At 46.4% G+C, this 19,828-nt stretch carries 21 protein-coding genes; 9 read left to right on the forward strand and 12 right to left on the reverse strand.

The window, feature by feature from the left end; all coding sequences use genetic code 11:
- Positions 1 to 31 precede the first annotated feature (31 nt).
- Positions 32 to 1,120, forward strand: a complete 1,089-nt coding sequence (gene apbC, locus ICN15_RS03880; RefSeq protein WP_216201319.1) for an iron-sulfur cluster carrier protein ApbC — start codon at positions 32 to 34, stop codon at positions 1,118 to 1,120.
- A gap of 49 nt (positions 1,121 to 1,169) precedes the next feature.
- Here apbC and ICN15_RS03885 read toward each other — a convergent pair whose 3' ends face one another.
- Together ICN15_RS03885 and ICN15_RS03890 are read right to left on the reverse strand one after the other, a co-directional pair.
- Positions 1,170 to 1,880, reverse strand: a complete 711-nt coding sequence (locus ICN15_RS03885) for an ATP-binding cassette domain-containing protein (protein ID WP_216201320.1) — start codon at positions 1,878 to 1,880, stop codon at positions 1,170 to 1,172.
- Positions 1,873 to 2,568, reverse strand: coding sequence for an ABC transporter permease (locus ICN15_RS03890; protein WP_216201321.1), 696 nt, complete (start codon positions 2,566 to 2,568; stop codon positions 1,873 to 1,875). The genes ICN15_RS03885 and ICN15_RS03890 overlap by 8 nt, the downstream gene beginning before the upstream one ends.
- Positions 2,569 to 2,634: 66 nt before the next feature.
- On the opposite strand from ICN15_RS03890, the gene ICN15_RS03895 reads away from it, so the two are divergent.
- From ICN15_RS03895 to cls, 3 genes are read left to right on the forward strand one after another with little or no spacing between them, the layout of a single operon-like run.
- Positions 2,635 to 2,838 carry a hypothetical protein gene (locus ICN15_RS03895; RefSeq protein WP_216201322.1) on the forward strand — a complete coding sequence of 68 codons (204 nt, stop codon included), beginning with the start codon at positions 2,635 to 2,637 and terminating at the stop codon, positions 2,836 to 2,838.
- Complete coding sequence (locus ICN15_RS03900; RefSeq protein ID WP_216201323.1) at positions 2,835 to 3,587, forward strand: endonuclease/exonuclease/phosphatase family protein; 753 nt, start codon at positions 2,835 to 2,837, stop codon at positions 3,585 to 3,587. The genes ICN15_RS03895 and ICN15_RS03900 overlap by 4 nt, the downstream gene beginning before the upstream one ends.
- A complete protein-coding gene (gene cls / locus ICN15_RS03905) occupies positions 3,584 to 5,062 on the forward strand; it encodes a cardiolipin synthase (RefSeq protein WP_216201324.1) in 1,479 nt (492 codons plus the stop codon). The genes ICN15_RS03900 and cls overlap by 4 nt, the downstream gene beginning before the upstream one ends.
- Here the strand turns inward: cls and ICN15_RS03910 are convergent.
- Both ICN15_RS03910 and ICN15_RS03915 read right to left on the reverse strand, forming a co-directional pair.
- On the reverse strand, positions 5,059 to 6,249 hold the full coding sequence (locus ICN15_RS03910; RefSeq protein WP_216201325.1) for a CaiB/BaiF CoA-transferase family protein: 1,191 nt from the start codon (positions 6,247 to 6,249) through the stop codon (positions 5,059 to 5,061). The two genes, cls and ICN15_RS03910, sit on opposite strands and share 4 nt — an antisense overlap.
- 11 nt (positions 6,250 to 6,260) lie before the next feature.
- Positions 6,261 to 7,430, reverse strand: coding sequence for an acyl-CoA dehydrogenase family protein (locus ICN15_RS03915; RefSeq protein WP_216201326.1), 1,170 nt, complete (start codon positions 7,428 to 7,430; stop codon positions 6,261 to 6,263).
- Between the two features lie 154 nt (positions 7,431 to 7,584).
- Here ICN15_RS03915 and ICN15_RS03920 point away from each other — a divergent pair, with 154 nt between their 5' ends.
- Positions 7,585 to 8,088 (forward strand): YqaA family protein, encoded by a 504-nt coding sequence (locus ICN15_RS03920; protein ID WP_216201327.1) that lies wholly within the window; start codon positions 7,585 to 7,587, stop codon positions 8,086 to 8,088.
- Between the two features lie 30 nt (positions 8,089 to 8,118).
- Here the strand turns inward: ICN15_RS03920 and ICN15_RS03925 are convergent, their stop codons facing one another.
- The 8 genes from ICN15_RS03925 to ICN15_RS03960 form a co-directional block, all read right to left on the reverse strand.
- Positions 8,119 to 8,823: an ABC transporter ATP-binding protein gene (locus tag ICN15_RS03925; RefSeq protein WP_216201328.1), complete on the reverse strand. Its 705-nt coding sequence runs from the start codon at positions 8,821 to 8,823 to the stop codon at positions 8,119 to 8,121.
- 13 nt (positions 8,824 to 8,836) lie between these two features.
- Positions 8,837 to 9,592, reverse strand: a complete 756-nt coding sequence (locus ICN15_RS03930) for an ABC transporter ATP-binding protein (protein WP_216201329.1) — start codon at positions 9,590 to 9,592, stop codon at positions 8,837 to 8,839.
- Positions 9,589 to 10,551 (reverse strand): branched-chain amino acid ABC transporter permease, encoded by a 963-nt coding sequence (locus tag ICN15_RS03935; protein WP_216201330.1) that lies wholly within the window; start codon positions 10,549 to 10,551, stop codon positions 9,589 to 9,591. Before ICN15_RS03935 ends, ICN15_RS03930 begins: the two co-directional genes overlap by 4 nt.
- A gap of 12 nt (positions 10,552 to 10,563) precedes the next feature.
- Entirely contained in the window at positions 10,564 to 11,448 is an 885-nt protein-coding gene (locus tag ICN15_RS03940) for a branched-chain amino acid ABC transporter permease (protein WP_216201331.1), read from the reverse strand.
- 88 nt (positions 11,449 to 11,536) lie between these two features.
- Positions 11,537 to 12,772, reverse strand: a complete 1,236-nt coding sequence (locus ICN15_RS03945) for an ABC transporter substrate-binding protein (RefSeq protein ID WP_255532852.1) — start codon at positions 12,770 to 12,772, stop codon at positions 11,537 to 11,539.
- A 104-nt stretch (positions 12,773 to 12,876) separates the two neighbouring features.
- Positions 12,877 to 14,115 carry an FAD binding domain-containing protein gene (locus ICN15_RS03950; protein ID WP_216201332.1) on the reverse strand — a complete coding sequence of 413 codons (1,239 nt, stop codon included), beginning with the start codon at positions 14,113 to 14,115 and terminating at the stop codon, positions 12,877 to 12,879.
- Positions 14,116 to 14,121: 6 nt separating this feature from the next.
- Positions 14,122 to 14,580, reverse strand: coding sequence for a VOC family protein (locus tag ICN15_RS03955; RefSeq protein ID WP_216201333.1), 459 nt, complete (start codon positions 14,578 to 14,580; stop codon positions 14,122 to 14,124).
- Position 14,581: 1 nt separating this feature from the next.
- A complete protein-coding gene (locus ICN15_RS03960; RefSeq protein ID WP_216201334.1) occupies positions 14,582 to 15,286 on the reverse strand; it encodes a TetR/AcrR family transcriptional regulator in 705 nt (234 codons plus the stop codon).
- A 111-nt stretch (positions 15,287 to 15,397) separates the two neighbouring features.
- On the opposite strand from ICN15_RS03960, the gene ICN15_RS03965 reads away from it, so the two are divergent.
- Genes ICN15_RS03965 through ICN15_RS03980 form a run of 4 tightly spaced genes read left to right on the forward strand, consistent with a single transcriptional unit; the run spans position 15,398 to position 19,747 of the window.
- Positions 15,398 to 15,865 (forward strand): CoxG family protein, encoded by a 468-nt coding sequence (locus ICN15_RS03965; RefSeq protein ID WP_216201335.1) that lies wholly within the window; start codon positions 15,398 to 15,400, stop codon positions 15,863 to 15,865.
- Between the two features lie 49 nt (positions 15,866 to 15,914).
- On the forward strand, positions 15,915 to 16,769 hold the full coding sequence (locus ICN15_RS03970; protein WP_216201336.1) for a xanthine dehydrogenase family protein subunit M: 855 nt from the start codon (positions 15,915 to 15,917) through the stop codon (positions 16,767 to 16,769).
- Between the two features lie 54 nt (positions 16,770 to 16,823).
- A complete protein-coding gene (locus tag ICN15_RS03975; protein WP_216201337.1) occupies positions 16,824 to 17,333 on the forward strand; it encodes a (2Fe-2S)-binding protein in 510 nt (169 codons plus the stop codon).
- Positions 17,334 to 17,350: 17 nt separating this feature from the next.
- On the forward strand, positions 17,351 to 19,747 hold the full coding sequence (locus ICN15_RS03980) for a xanthine dehydrogenase family protein molybdopterin-binding subunit (protein WP_216201338.1): 2,397 nt from the start codon (positions 17,351 to 17,353) through the stop codon (positions 19,745 to 19,747).
- The last annotated feature ends 81 nt before the right edge of the window (positions 19,748 to 19,828 follow it).

Consider the following 19,828-nt stretch of genomic DNA (forward strand, 5'->3'; position numbering starts at 1 on the left):
TTGATAGGGTTGTTCTTCATAGGAGAAAGTTGTGTCGCTTACTGTAGAAACCGTGCAAACAGCATTAAAGGGTTTTATTGACCCAAATACGCAAATCGATTTTGTCTCGGCAAATAGTGTCAAAAATTTACGAGTAGATGGCGGTGAGATTAGTCTCGATATCGTGCTTGGTTATCCTGCAAAAAGCCAATTCGATTCTATCCGAACATCCGTTATTGAGATCTTGCGTAATTTACCTGGCGTCAAAAATATCAATGTGAATGTCAGCAGTCACATTGTTGCTCACTCGGTACAACGCGGTGTCAAGCTATTACCGGGCGTTAAAAATATTATTGCGGTAGCGAGTGGTAAGGGTGGCGTTGGAAAATCCACTACTGCGGTGAACCTCGCTCTGGCTTTATCCGCTGAAGGTGCGCAAGTAGGTATCTTGGATGCCGATATCTATGGTCCGAGCCAACCAATGATGTTAGGCATCACTGGCAGACCAGAGTCGATTGAAGAAAATACAATGGAGCCGATGGAAGGCCATGGACTGCAAGCTAGTTCGATTGGTTTCTTGATAGATGCTGATGCCCCCATGGTGTGGCGAGGCCCCATGGTCACTTCTGCATTGGAGCAGTTGCTTCGTCAAACACGTTGGCGTGATCTGGATTATTTGATTGTGGATATGCCACCGGGTACGGGTGATATTCAGTTAACGTTGGCTCAAAAGGTGCCTGTTACGGGCGCGATCATTGTTACTACACCGCAAGATATTGCATTATTGGATGCTCGCAAGGGCTTGAAGATGTTTGAAAAAGTCGGCGTACCGATTGTTGGCATTATTGAAAACATGAGTACTTACGTTTGCCCTAGTTGTGGCCATGAAGAACATATCTTCGGCACGGGTGGCGGCCAAAAGATGTGCAAAGAATATGGTGTTGATTTTTTAGGCGATCTACCACTGAATTTATCGATTCGTGAGCATGCCGATGCAGGTCGTCCTACAGTAGTAGCCGACCCGGATGGAGTCATTAGCGATATTTACAAAACGATTGCCAGAAAAGTCGCTATTAAGGTAGCCGCCTTATCAAAAGATATGAGCAGTAAATTTCCTAACATTGTGATTCAGAATACCTAAGCCTTATATGTTTTTCTGTACTCACAACGCCTCACCAGCGGTGAAGTAATTAATCTGCCAACAACTCTTGGTGTAAAAAGCTTTTAGCTGCCTGTGTCTGTGGGCTGGAAAAGAAAGGGCCTACGGGGCCCTTTTCTTTGATTTCACCCTGATCAATAAATACGATGTACTCTGCCAGTCTTTGCACTTGTGCCAGTTGGTGAGAGGTAAAGATTACATCCGAACCTTGTAGCTTGAATTGACGAATAATTTCTTCGACTTGATCAGTGGTGTTCGGATCTAAATTGGCTGTTGGCTCATCCAGTAAGGCCAAATTTGGTTTTTGCAAAATAGCACGACCCAAGCAGAGCTTTTGTCTTTCACCAGCCGAAAGTTTATGTGCGGGACTATCCGCAAGCTGGCTTAAGCCAATTTGCTCCATCACCGCTTCAATTTGAGAGGAATCAATTGAGGAATCTGCATCTCTTACTAAAGAGATATTGACTCTTGCTGATGCTTTAATCATTGGAGTGTGATGCAAGACTAATGCAGATCGAATGGGACCGTTTGAATAGGTGATGCTCCCAGAATGGGGCTTGATTAAGCCATCAAGTAATTTCAAGAAGGTAGTTTTACCGGCGCCATTTGGCCCAATGCAGGCACAAATACGATCAGTAGGAATAATGGCATGGGGGATATTTAAGATGATGCGTTCATTGCTTTTCACGATGACATCTTTGAGCTCGACAAATTGCTTGAATGGCTCTGATAAATTAACCATATCGCCGCTCCGCAATTTGCCGAACGGCAAAGGTAAATAGATTAGCCAGCAGCACAATCCCTAAAAGTACAAGTCCTAAAGCAAGGGCAAGGGGTAGGTCACCTTTGCTGGTTTCCAAGGCAATTGCAGTAGTCATAGTACGCGTGGAGTTGTTAATATTGCCACCGACAATCATGACTGCGCCTACTTCTGAAATTGCCCTAGCTAATCCGGCAAGAACAGCAATGGTGAGGGAAAAACGGCAATCCCAAATCAGCCATTTCAATGCCGAGAATTTGGGCAAACGTAGCGCTCTAAACGAGTCCCGATGAATTTTCCATGAGTCTTCTAGGATCTGCCGACTTAAGGCGGCAATTAAAGGGGTTGTGAGGAGGGTTTGGGCCAGAATCATCCCTTTAGTTGTAAAGAGCCACCCCCACACCCCTAAGGGCCCTGTGCGTGAGAGGAGTAGGTAGACCACGACACCCACAATCACGGTTGGTACTCCCATGAGAGTATTTAGGATAACGATAATCGTCTTTTTGCCCTTAAATTCTTCGGATGCTAGGAGTGCGCCTAGCGGGAGGCCGACGAGGGTGCCAAAGAGGAGTGCTGTCAGGCTTACTTGAAGAGAGACTAAAACAATGCCCATTACTCCAGCATCTAAATGAGAGAGGAGTCTAAAGGCATCCTGAAAGGTTGTAAACATGAGCTCGATTCTAGCAAGGGGATGGCAAAATAGGATGAATGCAAACAATTAACCTTATCTCAACCTATGGCTGAAGTCATTTGCCTCTGTAATGAGATCCTCGATACCGATTTACGTGAATACCTAGACAGTCATTTGATTGAGTCTGTTGACGAGTTGCGCGATCAAGCATCTATTTGCAACAAATGTATGCAATGTCAGGATTTAGTGGAGGGTGAGATCTACCAGGCTCGTATGCGTCGACAACGCGCAATAGGACAGTTTTCATGATGCAAAGTAAAGTGGGGCGCTTTAGCGTAATGACGATCAATATGCACAAGGGTGTTTCCCCTTTGCATCGCAAATCTACCATTCATGAATTACGCCAAAAAATGCGCAGCCATCATCCGGACTTACTTTTCTTGCAAGAGCTTCAGCAAGAGCATCGAGGCAGAATTAGACGATTTGGTCAATGGCCGTTAACTGAGTTGACCCATTTCTTGTCTGAAGATTTTTGGCATGATTGGCATTACGGAAAAAATGTCGAATATCCAGATGGCCATCATGGCAATGCCATTCTCTCAAAGAGACCCTTACACAAGGGCAAAAATTACGATATCTCAGCCTACCGATTTGAAAGGCGTGGATTACTACATAGCGTTACTCAGCTCGAGGGTGTGGCAACACCGATTCATTGCTTTTGTGTCCATCTGGCATTGTTTGAAAGAGGCCGAGAGCGTCAATTAAGTGAAATTATTCATTACATTGATTCATTGGCAGAGGGTGGCCCCACCATTGTTGCTGGAGACTTTAACGATTGGCGCAATCGTGTGAGTGCACCAATGCGCACTGCCGGGTTTAACGAAGTCTTTGAAGTGCTTACTGGAGCCCCTGCAAAAACTTTTCCCAGCATGAAGCCGATGCTCCCAATGGATCGAATTTATGTGCGGGGATTGAAAATTCATTCTGCAGTTATTCTGCATGAATGGTTGAAATTATCTGATCACTTAGGTATTACTGCTGAATTGGAAATTGAATGAGCGATTTATTTGACCTGTTTTTGAAAAATGCTTTTGAGTTAAATTTAAATTGGCTACTCTTAGTCCATTTTTTCTTAGTTACTTATTTTATTGCTGTCATTATTTCTGTGAGAAGACCAGTAGGGGTTGCATTTGCTTGGATCTTTATTGTGATGACTTTCCCGGTAATGGGAATTAGCCTGTATGTATTGATTGGTGAGCGTCCTGTAGGGCGAACATTGACACGTAAGATTAAACGCATGAATCGTGAGTACACTCAAATTACAGAGCAAATGTGTAAAGAGTATGCGGGTGATAGGGCAAAGCTACCGCTTGAGGCACGGGCTTTGAGTATTTTGGCGGAATCAAAAAATGGCACTCCTGTGGTTGCTGGAAACAAGATTGAGCTTCACACCAATTCCCTGACAATTCTTCAGCAATTCATCGATGAGATTAATCAGGCTAAAGAAAGCCTGCATCTAGAGTTCTATATCTGGGCTCTAGGTGGGGATGCTGATCGCGTTGGTGAAGCAGTGATTGCTGCCTCTAAGCGCGGGGTGGCCTGTCAGGTTTTATTGGACTCATTAGGCAGCAAGGACTGGTTTAAATCTAGTTGGCCAAACCGCTTCAGAAATGCCGGAATTCAGGTTACCGAAGCACTACCAATTCAGATCGGACGTTTTCAGTTTCGCCGTGCAGATATTCGGCTTCATCGAAAAATATTTATCATAGATGGCTCTGTTGTATGGACTGGTAGCATGAATCTAGTTGACCCACGTACGTTTAAGCACGATTCCCGAGTGGGCGAATGGGTTGATGCAATGGTGCGTATTGAGGGCCCAGTAGCAGCGCAGTTCGAGCTGACATTTTCTTTTGATTGGAGTGTCGACAATCTTAACATTACCCATTTCAATGATCGATCACCTCCAGCTTCGCCAAGGCAGGGTGGAGCGATTGCTCAAGAGCTTGCTTCAGGACCGGTGTATCGTGACGAAATTTTGTGTCAAGTCATGCTCTCAGCCATCATTGATGCGCGTGAGGAGCTCACTATTACAACGCCTTATTTTGGACCTGATGATGGCATGCTCCAAGCGCTAATGGCTTCTGCAAGGCGCGGTGTCAATGTGACATTGATTGTGCCAAAGCTAAACGACTCTACCTTGGTAGCTTGGAGTAGCAAAAGCTTTTATCAAGATTTAATGACATCTGGCGTCAAGATCGCTGAGTTTAAGGGCGGCCTTTTACATACGAAGAGTTTGTTAATTGATCAGCGCATTGCTATCTTTGGTTCGGTCAACTTTGATCAACGTAGTTTCCGTCTGAACTTTGAAATCAGCTTGCTTGTCTATGATAGGAACTTCTGTGCCAATCTAGAGAAGTTAGTGCAGTCTTATTTAGAGCAATCCGATTACGTGGATCCTGCGGTCTGGGCAAGGCGACCAAGCTGGCAGCGCTATCTTGAGAACGCCGCACATCTCACATCACCGCTACTTTAAATTGCCCCTTGGGCTCTTAGCGCCTCAATTTCGTCGGAGGAGATGCCCATTTCCGACAGAATGGCATGAGTGTGCTCTCCAACTGCGGGGACCGGATCCATGCGATAGTCGTAAGTATCATTCAGTCCAGGGGGTAACATCGCTGCGATGGTGCCTTGAGGTGAGCCTACTTCCGTGAAGCGCTTACGCGCTTTGAGTTGTTCGTGCTTCCAAAGACCTTCCATATCATTCAGATGTGCATTGGCAATCTGGGCTTTTTCCAATCGTGCAATTAATTGTTCAGCTGTCAGCTGGCTAAAGCAGGCATCAATGATTTGAAGTAGTTCAGCGCGCTTTTCATTGCGCTTGAAGTTTCTATCAAAGAGTTCATCCTGAGCAAGTGCAGGATTTTCTAAAACAATTTCGCAAAACTGGACCCACTCACGTTCATTTTGCAGACCAAGCATGACTGTTTTACCGTCACCCGCCTTAAATGGACCATAGGGATAAATAGTGGCATGAGATGCGCCATTCCTAGGCGGTGGGTTAGCCCCTTTGTAGGCGTAATACATTGGAAAACTCATCCATTCACTTAAGGCTTCGAGCATCGAAATATCGATGACCGTACCCTTACCAGTCTTTCCTCTTTGCAATAGGGCAGCCAAAATATTGGTATAGGCGTACATTCCTGCGGCAATATCAGCTATGGAGTTGCCAGCCTTGCTAGGTGTCTCAGGTGTACCGGTAATGGATAAGAAACCCGCTTCGCTCTGAATCAAAAGGTCATAGGCTTTTTTATCGCGATAGGGACCATCACTACCGTAACCAGAGATAGAGCAAAGAATGAGTCGTGGATTATCCTTTTGCAACGCTTCCGCTGTCAGTCCCATTCGAGCAACTGCACCAGGAGCCAGATTCTGTATAAAGACATCAGCCGTTTTGAGTAAATTCTTGAGTATAGATAAAGCAGCGGCTTGCTTGAGATCAAGCGTGAGACTTTCTTTTGAGCGATTCACCCAAACAAAGTGCGAAGAAAGTCCCTCTACCTGAGTGTCATATCCTCGGGCAAAATCGCCTTCTCCAGGACGCTCGATCTTAATGATTCGAGCCCCTAGGTCAGCGAGCTGACGAGTGCAGAAGGGCGCAGCGATCACATGCTCAAGTGCAACTACTGTAATGCCATCTAAGGGGCGAATATTCATACTCATATCTACGCCTGTTAAAAGGAGCGTGGGAGACCGAGAATATGCTCGGCTACATAGGAATAAATCAAGTTAGTAGAAATAGGCGCTACTTGATAGAGGCGGGTTTCTCGGAACTTACGCTCGACATCGTATTCGTTCGCAAAACCAAACCCACCATGAGTCTGTAAGCAAACGTTAGCCGCCTCCCAAGAGGCCTTTGCAGCAAGGTATTTCGCCATATTAGATTCTGCGCCACAAGGCTGTTTGGCATCAAAGAGTTCGCAGGCTTTAAAGCGCATCAGATTAGCCGCTTCAGTTTCAATGTAAGAATCTGCAATCGGAAACTGAATGCCCTGATTTTTTCCGATTGGACGATCAAATACTACGCGTTCATTGGCATAACGCCGTGCCTTATCTACAAACCAATAGGCATCACCAATACATTCTGCAGCGATCAAAGTGCGCTCTGCATTGAGGCCATCCAGGATATATTTGAATCCCTGACCTTCTTCTCCAATCAAATTTTCAGCGGGGATCTCTAAGTTATCAAAGAAGACTTCATTGGTCTCGTGATTCACCATATTAGCAATGGGTTGGATATCCATACCCTTACCTAAGGCATCTTTTAAATTCACGATAAAAATGGACATGCCTTCTGATTTTTTCTTCACTTCTGCGAGCGGAGTGGTGCGGGCCAGCAGAATCATCAAATCAGAATGTTGAATGCGAGAGATCCATACCTTCTGACCATTGATGATGTACTTATCACCCTTTTTAACGGCGGTAGTTTTGAGTTTAGTGGTGTCTGTGCCGGTACTGGGTTCAGTGACCGCCATCGACTGTAAGCGTAATTCGCCAGTGGCAATCTTCGGGAGATAAAACTGTTTTTGAGCATCAGAGCCATGGCGCAGCAAAGTACCCATGTTGTACATCTGACCATGACATGAGCCTGCATTACCGCCTGCAAAGTTAATCTCTTCCATGATCACAGAGGCCTCTGCCAGCCCTAAACCTGAGCCACCATATTCTTCTGGAATTAAGGCGGCTAGCCAACCCGCTTGTGCCATCGTATCAACGAAGGCTTCGGGATAAGCTCGCTCATGGTCTACTTTTTGCCAGTAAGCGGAATCAAAACTGCCGCAAAGGTCGCGCAAGGCTTCGCGCATGTCTTGATATTGGTCTGGCTTGGGGATAGGGTGATTCATCTGTATGAGAGTTAGAAATAGGAGTGAAAAGGGTGAGCGAAGATCGGAAGACCTATAGTTTAAGCAAGATTTCAGAATTGCGGTCAACTAGTAACAGGTGGTGCTTATAACCATAGCCATTAGGCTTTACAGGGGGATGGAGCATACTAAGGGGATGGAGCACACACTTACCCAACTCTTTGACTTCTTTGAGATGCCATCGGTTGGTTTGCCTGCCGTATTTATCAGCGCGTTTGTCTCTGCAACTTTGCTGCCCATAGGTTCAGAGCCGATACTGTTTGGATACGTCTCACTGAACCCGCACTTATATTGGGTTGCGATTGGTATTGCTACGATCGGTAATACATTAGGCGGCATGTTTGATTGGTGGTTAGGATTAGTGAGTCGCAATAGCTTCGAGTCTCTCAAAGGTCCAACCAATGGCAGAATGCAGCGCTGGTTGGAGGAGCGTGGGCCGAAGATGTTGTTGCTAGCTTGGCTTCCTGGCTTCGGTGATCCCTTATGCTTGGCGGCCGGTTGGCTCAGATTGCCTTGGCTTCCTTGCATGGCCTATATGGCAGTCGGTAAGCTGTTGCGTTATCTGACAATAACTTGGCTACTAACACTGGTGCCAGATAGTTTTTGGCACCAATTAGGCCATTGGCTTAAGATCATCTAATACGGCCTCAATTAGTTCAAGCAACGCATTTTAAACAGCGCAATACTTCTGCTGAATCTCTTCATTGTTTAACAAATTCTGGGCGGTATCATGAAATACAATTTCCCCTTGATCGAGAATATAGGCACGGTCAGATATTTTCAGTGCCTGCTGTACGTTTTGTTCAACCAAAAGAATAGTTAATCCCTGTTCTTTGAGCTTGGCAAATAATTCAAACATTTCGTCCACCAAGACCGGCATGATGCCCTCTGAAGGTTCATCTAGCAGGATAACTTTAGGTTTGCCAATCATCGCCCTTGCAATTGCCAGCATCTGCTGCTCGCCACCAGACATGGATGTGCCATCCTGATGCAATCTTTCTTTTAACCGCGGAAAGGTTTCGGCGATTTCATCAACCAGGGCACTCATATCACCACGATTTTTCTTAGCAATCACGCCCAACTCTAAATTTTCTTTGACAGTCAGGCCTGGAACAATGCGACGATCTTCCGGTACGTATGCTAGGCCAAGGTGATAGCGCTCATGAGCGGCAAGATCTAAGAATGAAGTGCCATCAATTGAGGCTTTCCCCTCCCTTTTAGAAAGTAGTCCCATTAAGGAGCGCAAGGTAGTGGTTTTACCGGCGCCATTTCTACCCATTAAAGTAACAATCTCCCCTTTGTTTACTTCGAGGGAGACGCCTTGAAGAATATGACTACGGTCGTACCAGGCATTTAACTTTTCTACGCGCAACATATATACACCTTCATTAACCTTGACCTAGGTACACCCGACGTACCTCCGCATTATTCTGAATTTCTTCTGGAGTACCTTCAGCCAAAAACTCGCCATGATGAAGCACAATGATGCGCTTGCATAAACCCATAATGAGTTTCATCTTATGCTCAACCAAAATCACGGTTCTTTCATTGGCTAGCGTACGGATGAGGTCCATCATGACCAGCGTTTCCTCGGGAGACATTCCGGCGGTTGGCTCATCTAATAAGAGTAGGCTGGGATTGCAGGCGAGGGCCATTGCAATTTCGAGAGCCCGTTGTTGTCCGTGCGCCAGGTCGCCACTTTTCTTATTACGCAGATGCTCTAAGTTAACGCGACGTAAGAGTTGGTCTGCAAGCTCAATGGGTTCCGCATAGCTTTGTGCATTTCGTAAAAAGTTATACCGAGCAGTTTCCATTTGGGCTGCTACGCGAACATTCTCATGAACAGTCAGCTGCTTAAATACATTCGTAATCTGAAAGCTTTTGGAGATGCCAATGCGGGCAAATTCATATTGCTGCATGCCGGTAATGTCTTTGCCATTAAATAAAATTTGACCGCTTGATGGTGGGAATGCTCCACTGAGAACGTTAAAGAAAGTGCTTTTGCCTGCACCATTCGGACCAATGATGGCTGTTAGGGAGCCAGGCATAAAGGTGGTAGAGACATCCTGCAAAGCCTTGAATTTCCCAAAACTCTTGCTGACATTGCGAGCCTCAAGGATGGGGGTTTGATTTGGGCTACTCATGATTTTGAATCCAGGTTCAAATTGAGCTTGCTTAAGATGGTTCCCCAAATTCCCTTCGGGAAGAACAAGACAAAGAACATAAAGACGAACCCAATGACAGCCATCCAGTGTTTAGTAAAGGTGGTAACCACGTCTTCCAGATACAGCATCACTGCGGCGCCAACAAATGGGCCAAAGAAAGTTCCCATACCACCCAAGATACTCATCATGATTGCCTGTCCTGACTGTAGGTAGTGTAGGGAGTCAATTGGCACAATGGAAAGGTGGAGGGCACGTAAGGATCCTGCTAAGCCACAGATTGCTGCTGATAACACAAATACCAGCAGCTTTGTGCGAGTGACATCAAATCCACAAGAAGCAGCGCGTTTTTCATTTTCACGAATCGCTTCCATTACCGCACCCAGTGGTGATTTGAGAATGCGCGAGATCAGCCAAATGGCAATAACGACAAAGAAGAGAATGATGTAGTACTTCACTAGTGGATTCAGAAAATCTACCGGAATTCCCAAGATATTAAATGAGTCAACACGGACACCCCTTAAGCCATTCTCGCCACCAGTCAAGCTTTCTGCTTTATAAAAAATATAGAAAACAATTTGACCTAATGCCAGAGTCACCATGGAGAAGTAGATGCCTCGCGTTCGAATCGCCAAGAAACCCATGAGTAAGCCACCGATAGCTGCACCAATCACACCGATAAGAATGGCAGCGCCCCAGGGCATCGAGTAGTGGACAATTCCAATTCCAGTGAGATAGCTGCCGATACCGAGGAAGGCGGCATGGCCGAAAGAAAGCAGCCCCATATAGCCAAATAAAAGGTTAAAGCCCATGGCAAACAAGCCAAAGATCAAGATGTTGATAGCGAGTGCCTCGTAAGGCATGATGAACGGAAATAACATCAAGAAGAGTGCGCTAACCAGAACGCGATGACGTGCGATCAGTTGGAAAAATGATTTCATAAATATACGGGCTTAACCCATCGCCCCCGCTTTACCAAACAAGCCTTGCGGTCGAATTAAGAGCACTACCGCCATCAAAATAAAAATGGAAAGTTCTGATAGGTCTGGGAAGAAGAGAGATGTCATGCTGTAGACCACGCCAACCAGAAGGCCGGCAAGAACTGCACCTAAGGGGGAGCCCATGCCACCGACGACTGTCACAACAAATGACTCGGCCAAGATGGGGATACCCATCTCAGGATTAACGGAGCGGGTAGGTGAGGCGAGTATTCCGGAGAGACCGGCAATCGCACAGCCAAGACCAAAGACCATCAGCCATACCTTGGCAATATCTACGCCAAGTACTTTGACAATATCTTGATCAACAGCGCCTGCCTTAATGATGAGACCATACCGCGTCTTTTGAATGAAGAACCAGACTGCAAAAATAATGAGCGCTGTAGCGGCAATTAAAAAGAGGCGATATTTTGGAAAGAAGCCAAAGCCAACATCAAGAGATCCTTTGAGCCCATCCGGGGTAACAGAAGGAAGTCCCTCGATTCCGAAGGTGACGCGCATTGCTTCGATCAACACGTAAGATAAGCCGAAAGTGAGGAGTAGCGGATAGTCGAGACCTCTTCCATAGAGAGGGCGAACTAGGAAGCGCTCAGTCAGCAGTCCCAGTCCCCCGGTAACAATAGGAGTCAGAATTAAGCTAAACCAGAAGTTACCAGTGACGCCTAAAAAGTAGACGCCCATGAATGCGCCCACCATGAAAAATGCGCCGTGCGCAAAGTTCACCACATTGAGCATGCCAAAAATCAGGCATAAGCCTAATGCGAGAAGTGCATAAATGCTACCCAGGGCAATTCCCGTGAGTAACTGCATGCAGAGAAGTTCAAATGTAAGGCCGGTCATATAGGTACTCAGAAAAACTCCCCTTGAGCTTTTGGCCTCGGGGGAGAGGTTCAGGGTAAATCACATGATCTACCCTGATAGGTGAGTCTTAAGCCTTATGGCCTAGCTCTGCGCAACTCCGCATATTCTTCTCGGTAGTCGGTTCGATAGTCAGAATATTAAAGACGTCGTACTTGTCTTTCATATTCTTTGATTTGGACTCAACAATAATGACCGTTTGAACAGCTTGATGGTCACACTTACGGTAATACTCGGGGCCTTTGTAAAAGTCGAACTTCATATTCTCTAATGCATTGACCACCTTCATTGTGTCGGTAGATTTGGCAGTCTTAACGGCGGTAAGAACTGTTTTCACGCCGGCATAACCTAAGGCACCATAGTCAGATGGGACTGAACCGTTATACATTTTGCGGAAAGCATCATTAAATGCTTTTGCTGTGGGGATGCGATCTTCAAGGCCCCAATAGTAGGAAGTGCCACCGAGGATTCCTTCGAATGCTTCTGGTCCACCAGCTAAGCGTGCTGTGTAAAGGAGAACTGGAGTCACAATCTTCATACTGGACTTTAAGCCAAAGTCCGTACATTGTTTAGCGGCGTTTACCAGGTCGCGACCAAAATTACAGAGCACTAAGATGTCAGGATTTAAGGCTTTAATCCGTGGCAAGAATGCAGAGTAGTCCGAGGTGCCGAGTGGATGACGGATATCTGCTAATGTCGTTGCACCCATTTCTTTGCCGGCACGCTCAAATGCACGTACCATCTCGTGACCATAGGCATAGTCTGCAGTTAAAAAGACAATCCTCTTACCAAAGCGGGGGATGGAGTAGCGGGCAACTGCTCCAGCTGTCATGGTTGGATTGAGCGCTTCGTGGAATGTGTACACACTCCAATCCTTCGCTTCATTAATTGCATCAGACTGACTAATCGAATTGAAGAGAACCTTACGTTCCTTACAAACGGCATTAATAGACAGTTGAGTTGCAGCGGAAAGTGAACCCACTACATAATTGACTTTATCTTTTTCAATCAATTCAAGGGTTCTGGTTGCAGCTTCACCTGGATTCAGTTTGTCATCACGCACTAAGAGCTCTGCTTTGCGACCATTGAAGCCACCGGCGTCGTTGAATTCTTTGATGGCCAACTCAGCTGCTTTTACTTGATCCTGCGCTTCTGCAGAGAAGGGGCCTGTTAATGGTGTCGGAAAGCCAATCTTAATCGTCTCAGCTTGGGCACTTGCTACATTCATCCAAAGCGGGGTGCTTGCTGCTGCAGCTCCACCAATCAACATCTTTCTTCTCGTTTGATTCGTTACTTTTTGTTTCATGGCTGTCTCCTCCATTTAAAACAGTTTATTAATAAAATACCGTGTTATTTCGTCAATCTTAGCTGAATGTTTCTGGTGATACTGAACTCTACATCTGGGCTTCATTAATACGACTCTGGAACTGCTTTTCCTGCTGCCAATAAGCTGCTGATATCTACAGCAGTTTCTGCCATTACGGTATCTGCATTTCTGCGCAAACTATTGCCATCCCTTGTGCCTTTACTACCTTGCGATTGCATATAACGTCCTAAATATTGGGCTCTGGCAACGACCTGCTGCCCCAGTGTAAGCCGTTCTTGACTATAGGCTTCTAGAGCAGCAGGGGTTGCACCTAATTGAGCTATGTGATGCGCAATAGCCATAGCTTCATCTCCGGCTTTAGTAACGCCCATACCGACGTGCGGCCGACCAACAAAGGCTGCATCACCCATTAAAGCAATTCTGCCAAAGACAATTTGTTCTGACCGCACATCATAAATAGTCTGCAAGAATGGGGATGCTGTCTTCTCTAGAATTTCTGCATATTGAGGTGCCAGAATTTGATGAGCGACTTTCCGCATTTCCGCGATGTGTTTCCATGACACTTTCAGCGGAGGAATGCCAGTCGGATAATAGTGACCATCCGCATCCGTTAAGAGTTTGATGAGCTCCTCATGTTCAGATGCAGGGCGGTACCAAACAAAGTTGTAGCGGCGCTTTCCTGGTCTAGTATCGTTACCAGACCCTGCAACTGGGTAACCTAGCATCTGTTCGCCATTCGGCAGGCAGAATCCAAAATAATTAAAGAGCGTTTCTAGGGTGTAATTGGATAAATGACTCTCATCACAAACACCACGCCACGCAATGTATCCAGCGTACTCCGGCTGAATCTGTGGCGCCACTTGGGCTCGTACTACAGAGCGTATGCCATCGGATGCTATCAACAGTTCAGCTTGATAAGAGCTTCCGTCTTCACACTTAACCTGAACGCTATGAGCATCTTGAGTAACGGTCTTTACATTCTTACCCTGCAAATAACGCTCGCTCGGAAAATGCTCTTTGAGAAGGTGGTACAGCCTGCTCCACGAGGTTAAGGTTTGTGAGAGTGGCATTTCACCTAAGCTTTCACCATCAACGCCGAGAGTGATGCGTTTAGATACACAAACCCCGAGGCTGTCATCAACGGTAATACCAGCTGCACGCAAGGCATCCGCAAGGGCATCATGAGTCACTATCCCAGCACCGCGGCCATCTAGTGAGCCCAGCGTCTTTTCTAGTAGAGTGACGTCGTGTCCTTGGCGCAACAATATATTGGCTGCAAATAAGCCTCCAAGTGATCCGCCGACGACGATGATTTTAGCCATCGTTATTTATGCAGCCTTAGCATCTAGCGCTTCTTTTTCTTCAGCAGGGTAATTTAGCTCAATCACGATCCCATTAGGATCATCTACAAAGATTTGATGTAATTTGATCGCGGGTACAGTGCGCTGTCTACAAGGCACACCTAACTTTTCCAGTAGAGCAATTTTGGCTTCCAAGCCTTTAGCAAAGAAGGCAATGTGATCAACTCCTCCGGAGCCATAGAGTGAGGCGGGATCCCGTTCACCAAGGTATTGTTTGAGGCCATTAGGATCATTCTTATCAATCGCAATTAAATGCAAGACTGCGTTGGCCCAATCGCTGTCATCGCCGTTATATAGCCAGACTCCGGGGAAGGGAAAGTCAGGGCGGGGACCAACGGTCAGACCGAATATTTCGGTATAGAACTTAGTGGTTTTTTCAATCTCTAAACTGCGGATAGAGAAATGATTTAGGCTTAGGTTCGTCATATTATTGTTTACCAGTAGTAAATAAAGTATTTGCTGAAATCAGGTAGGAGCGAATCCGATCCTGAATAATTTCTTGCTCAGTATTGGGATTGCCAGAGTCATAAATAGCCTGACCATAGATCCAGCGGCGCATTCCGATATAAAAAATACCACCATGCAGGCCCATTAAAAACTCTAACTCACGCTGAGAAGGTTTGCTGCGTGAGCTGCGACCACAATATTTACGGGTTTCACGAATGAGGCGAGGCAATAAACGATCACGTAACAACTGGAAGAATCGGTCGCTAATGGAATGATCGCTCAGGCCAGAGAAAATCAGAATGCGCACAAAGTCATAGGTGAGAACCGTATTCGAATAGTCGACATAAAAAGCATTGAGCTTTTCTTCGGGAGATAAATCTTTATCGTCAAGAAGATCTTCCCATTCAGGCTTCCAACGTGACTCAAACACATTTTCATAGACTGCCTTGATTAAAGCGTCTTTAGTAGGGAAGTAGTGATAAAGCAGGGTATGCGTGACACCCAGACCCTTTGTAAGATTTCTGAGTTGCCCATCAATCCCATGCTTAGCGAAATACTGAATCGCACGATCTAGTATTTGACGCTTGCGATCTGTTGTACTCATTCGACGACGAGTAGGCGACGCAATTACAGCCACATCTGTCACGGCATTATTTATAAAGGCGGGGTCTTGAGAAAAACTCATATTCTTCAGGGTTTATCCGAATTTGGCCTTATTGACCAAAAGTTAAATAATGGTACATTGTTGAACAATTGATAGTTAAGACTCTATTCGTATAAACCCCAAGGAGATGCAATGGAACTAAATGGCGAGCAGTTGATTGCCGCTCCAATCCCTGATGTATGGAAGGGTTTGAATGATATTGATGTCCTCGCCAAGTCTATTCCAGGATGCGAAGAAATTAGCCGCGTCTCCCCGGAGGAGATTCACGCCAAAGTCATGTTTAAGATCGGTCCCGTCAGGGCCAGATTTGCAGGAAAACTATTCTTGAGTGATGTCATCCCAGATCACTCCTGTTCAATGGCATTTGAGGGTTCAGGTGGCGCGGCGGGATTTGCAAAAGGCCGCTCAAGAGTTGAATTAAAGGCTGCTGAAGGTGGAACTTTGGTTTCGTATACAACCGAAGCTTCCATTGGAGGTAAGTTGGGGCAAATTGGTGGGCGTTTAATTAGCGCTTCTGCTAAAAAGATTGCAGATGATTTTTTTCAGCGATTTGCAAAAGAATTAGGTGGTGAAGCAACACCTTTGGAGTCAGACGCATAGGCTGAATAAAGTCTGGCGAGATTAATTTAAAAGTAGTGGAGGAGGCTCAATGAAATCAGCAGCATTTGATTATGCAAAACCGCAGGTCCTCAGTGAAGCGCTTGCTTTGCTCACTGAGGCTGGCGAAGATGCGCAATTGATCGCAGGCGGCCAGACGCTGTTGGCCACGCTTAATCTTCGCCTTTCTGAGCCTAGTATGCTGATTGACATTACTAACTTAGATGAGCTCAAGGGCATTGCCGTTATCGGCGAACAATTGCGGATCGGAGCCTTAGTCACCCATACGGAGATTGAAGACTCCAAATTGATTGCACAACATGCACCGCTTCTGAAGGCTGCAGCACCCCATATCGCCCACAGAGCTATTCGAAATCTCGGTACCTGGGGCGGTTCATTAGCTTATGGTGACCCAGCTGCTGAGTGGCCTGCGTGTAGCTTAACTCTGAATGCAACCATGTTGATTGCAGGACCAGATGGTGAGCGCCGCATTTCAGCAGAAGATTTTTTTATTGATCTCTACACCACCTCACTAGAGCCTAACGAAATCCTAGTCGCTACAGAAATACCGATCGCCAATCACAATCAAGTCTTTTATTTCCATGAATTAGCACGTCGTCATGGAGATTACGCTGTTGCCGGAGTGGCAATGGTTGCTCAAAAGCAAGGAAGCATATTGAGCAATTGTGTTTTTACTTTCTTTTCAGTTGGCGCCACGCCCATGATGGCCCTCAAGGCGCAGGCATTGGTCGACGGTAAGCCGCTGACCGATGAAGTGATTGCCAGTGCAGTAGCTGCTGCAAGAGAAGAGCTTGAAGTCATTGCAGACATTACTAACAGCGTAGAAACTAAACAGCATCTCATTGGTGTTTTGTTAGAGCGTGGCTTAAAGCATTTAATTGTTTAATAGATCAATCAACAGATCAATTCATTAAAAGAAAAATCGAGTTCGGAGAGTGCAATGAGCTTAAAGAAAAAAATTACGATGACCGTAAACGGTTTGCTAGTGAATGCAGAGATAGAGCCGCGTCGCCATTTAGTAGACTTTTTACGAGAAGACCTTCATTTGAAAGGCCCGCATTTAGGTTGTGAGCAGGGTGCTTGCGGTGCTTGCACTGTCAAAGTTGATGGCCAAATTATTCGGGGCTGTTTGTACTTAGCTGTTCAAGCCGATGGACGTGTAGTGGAAACGATTGAAGGTTTAACCAAAAGTGGTGCATTGGGAGATTTGCAAGAGTCCTTTATGCGCCATAACGCAATGCAGTGCGGCTTTTGTTCCTCTGGGATGCTGCTTGCCGCTGCTGAATTAATTGAAAAACAGCCTAAAGCAACTCGCAAAGAAGTGCGCGAATGGATTTCCGGGAATTATTGTCGCTGCACGGGCTATCACTCTATCGTGGACGCCATTATGTCCGTGCTGGAAGCTCGCGCCAAAGGGGAAAAAATTAAACCTGTGATTGCTCACGCTTAAGACTGAGGAAGCTGATTATGAATAAGCCAGTAGATCTCAAAGGATTAGTTCTTGATCCAGTAACCAATGATCAACGCTATATTGGTAGTAGCGAGCCTCGTCACCAAGCCCGTCGACTGTTAGAAGGTCAGGGTACTTACGTTGACGATATTCAACTCCCCAGAATGGGTCATGTTGTGTATTGGCGCTCGCCACTAGCCCATATGAAAATTGGCAAAATTCATACTCAGCAAGCTAGCAAAATGCCGGGTGTATTAGCGATCGTAGATGGCGTCAAAATGGCCGAGCTGTGCAAGCCATGGGTGGCTACCTTAGGTCATTTAGCTGGCATGAAATCCGCCCCTCAATATGCCTTAGCGATTGATCGTGCCTGTTGGCAAGGAGAACCAGTAGTAGCGGTTGTTGCGGAAACACGCGCTCAAGCAGAAGATGCTTTGCAGTTTATTGAGGTTGAGTGGGAAGAATTACCCGCAGTCGTGTCTATGGAAACCGCCTTAGATGCAGACACGCCAGTGATTCATCCAGAGCTAGGTGACAACTTATGTTTCACTCGCAGCTTAGACGTTGGTCAGGTAGACGAGGTATTTGCAAGCGCAGACGTGGTTGCGGAAGCTACCTTCGCATTTGGTCGACATACGGGTGTCACCTTAGAGCCTCGCTGCCAAATTGCCGACTTCAACCCAGGCGATCGTCGTCTGACGGTATATCACTCGCAGCAAGCGCCACACATGATGCAAGATTTGTATTGCCGCCAATTTGGTCTATCTGAATCGGATGTGCATGTGATCTGTAAAGACGTGGGTGGATCGTTCGGTATTAAGGTACATGCCTATCCCGATGACTTTGCTACCGTTGGTTTAGCGATGATGCTCGAGCGACCAGTCAAATTTGTTGCGGATCGATTGGAATCTTTTACAAGTGATATTCATGCACGTGAACATCGTATTAAGGGACGCATTGCGGCTAATAAAGAGGGCGATATTCTGGCGTTTGAGATTGACGATCTCACGGCTATTGGCCCTTATTCGATGTTCCCCAGAACCAGCGCGATTGAGGGTAACCAGGTAGTCAATTTAGTTGGTGGTCCTTATAAACATCAACATTACAGAGCCAAACTCAATGTGGTGTTTCAGAATAAAACGCCTACTTGCCAGTATCGTGGTGTGGGGCACCCGATTGCTTGTGCCGTCACTGAGGGCTTGGTAGATTTAGCAGCTCGCAAGTTAGGGATGGATCCCTTGGAGTTTCGTAAACGCAATGTGATTCCCGATGATGCCTATCCTTGCTCTGGCATTTCTGGAATTAAGTTAGAAGTGTTGTCGCACGAGCAATGCTTACGAACCATTGAAAAAATGATGGATTACAAAGCCTTGCTTCAGGAGCAGTCAGAGTTACGCAAACAAGGCATCTATCGCGGCATTGGTTTCGCAACCTTAATTGAGTTAACGAATCCTAGTCCAGCTTTCTATGGTGTGGGCGGTGCACGCATTGCCTCTCAGGATGGCGCTTCTGCGCGTTTAGATCCTAGCGGAGTGGTCTCGATCTTGATTGGTGTTGGCGAACAAGGTCAGGGTACCGAAGGCATCTATGCGCAAATTGCTGCTGATGCAGTAGGCCTCTCGATTAAAGATGTTCGTATCATTACCGGCGATACCGACGTTACGCCTTACGGTGGAGGTACCTGGGCCTCGCGTGGTGCTGGAGTAGGTGGTGAGGCCGTGCTGCTCGCTTGCCAAGCACTGCAAGAAAATATCCTGAAACTGGCCGGAGCAATTCTGAGTAGGCCTCCCGAGGAGTTAACGGTGCGCCGTGGCGCGGTGTTGGATAAGGCGAGCGGAGAATCCCTTTTACCTTTTAGTGAAATTGGCCGGATTGGTTACTTCCGTACGGATACTTTACCGGTAGGATTCTCTGCCGATCTGATGGTGACTCGTCACTACACCCAAAAAGACTATCCCTTTATCTTCACCAATGGTGTTCAGGCTTCGTATGTTGAAGTCGACCCCGATACTGGTTTCGTGAAGCTCTTAAAACATTGGGCGGTTGAGGATTGCGGTCGAGTCTTAAATCCGATGTTGGTGGATGAGCAGGTCCGCGGCGCCATTGTTCAGGGTATTGGCGGAGTCCTTTTCGAAGAGTGCCTCTATGACGAGAGTGGTTTACTGCGTAATGGCAGTATGGCTGACTATTTAGTACCGATGGCCAACGAGATGCCAGATATTGAAGTCGCTCACGTAGAGACCCCAACCCAGTCATCGAAATTGGGTGCAAAAGGGGCAGGTGAGGCGGGTACAGCTGGAGCTCCTGGAGCCGTCCAGAATGCCATCAACGATGCTCTCGCGCCGTTGAATGCAGCAGTATTTGATCAGCCGATTACTTGTGAAAAGATACTGAAGGCGCTTGGGAAGATCTAATCCAGGTTCTATCTGCATCCTGTAACATCGAACTTTAATCGCCTATAAATCCCCTGCAGGGGACTAAGGCTTAACTTGATT

The organism is Polynucleobacter sp. CS-Odin-A6 (assembly GCF_018882095.1).
In the GTDB taxonomy this organism is placed as follows: Bacteria; Pseudomonadota; Gammaproteobacteria; order Burkholderiales; family Burkholderiaceae; genus Polynucleobacter.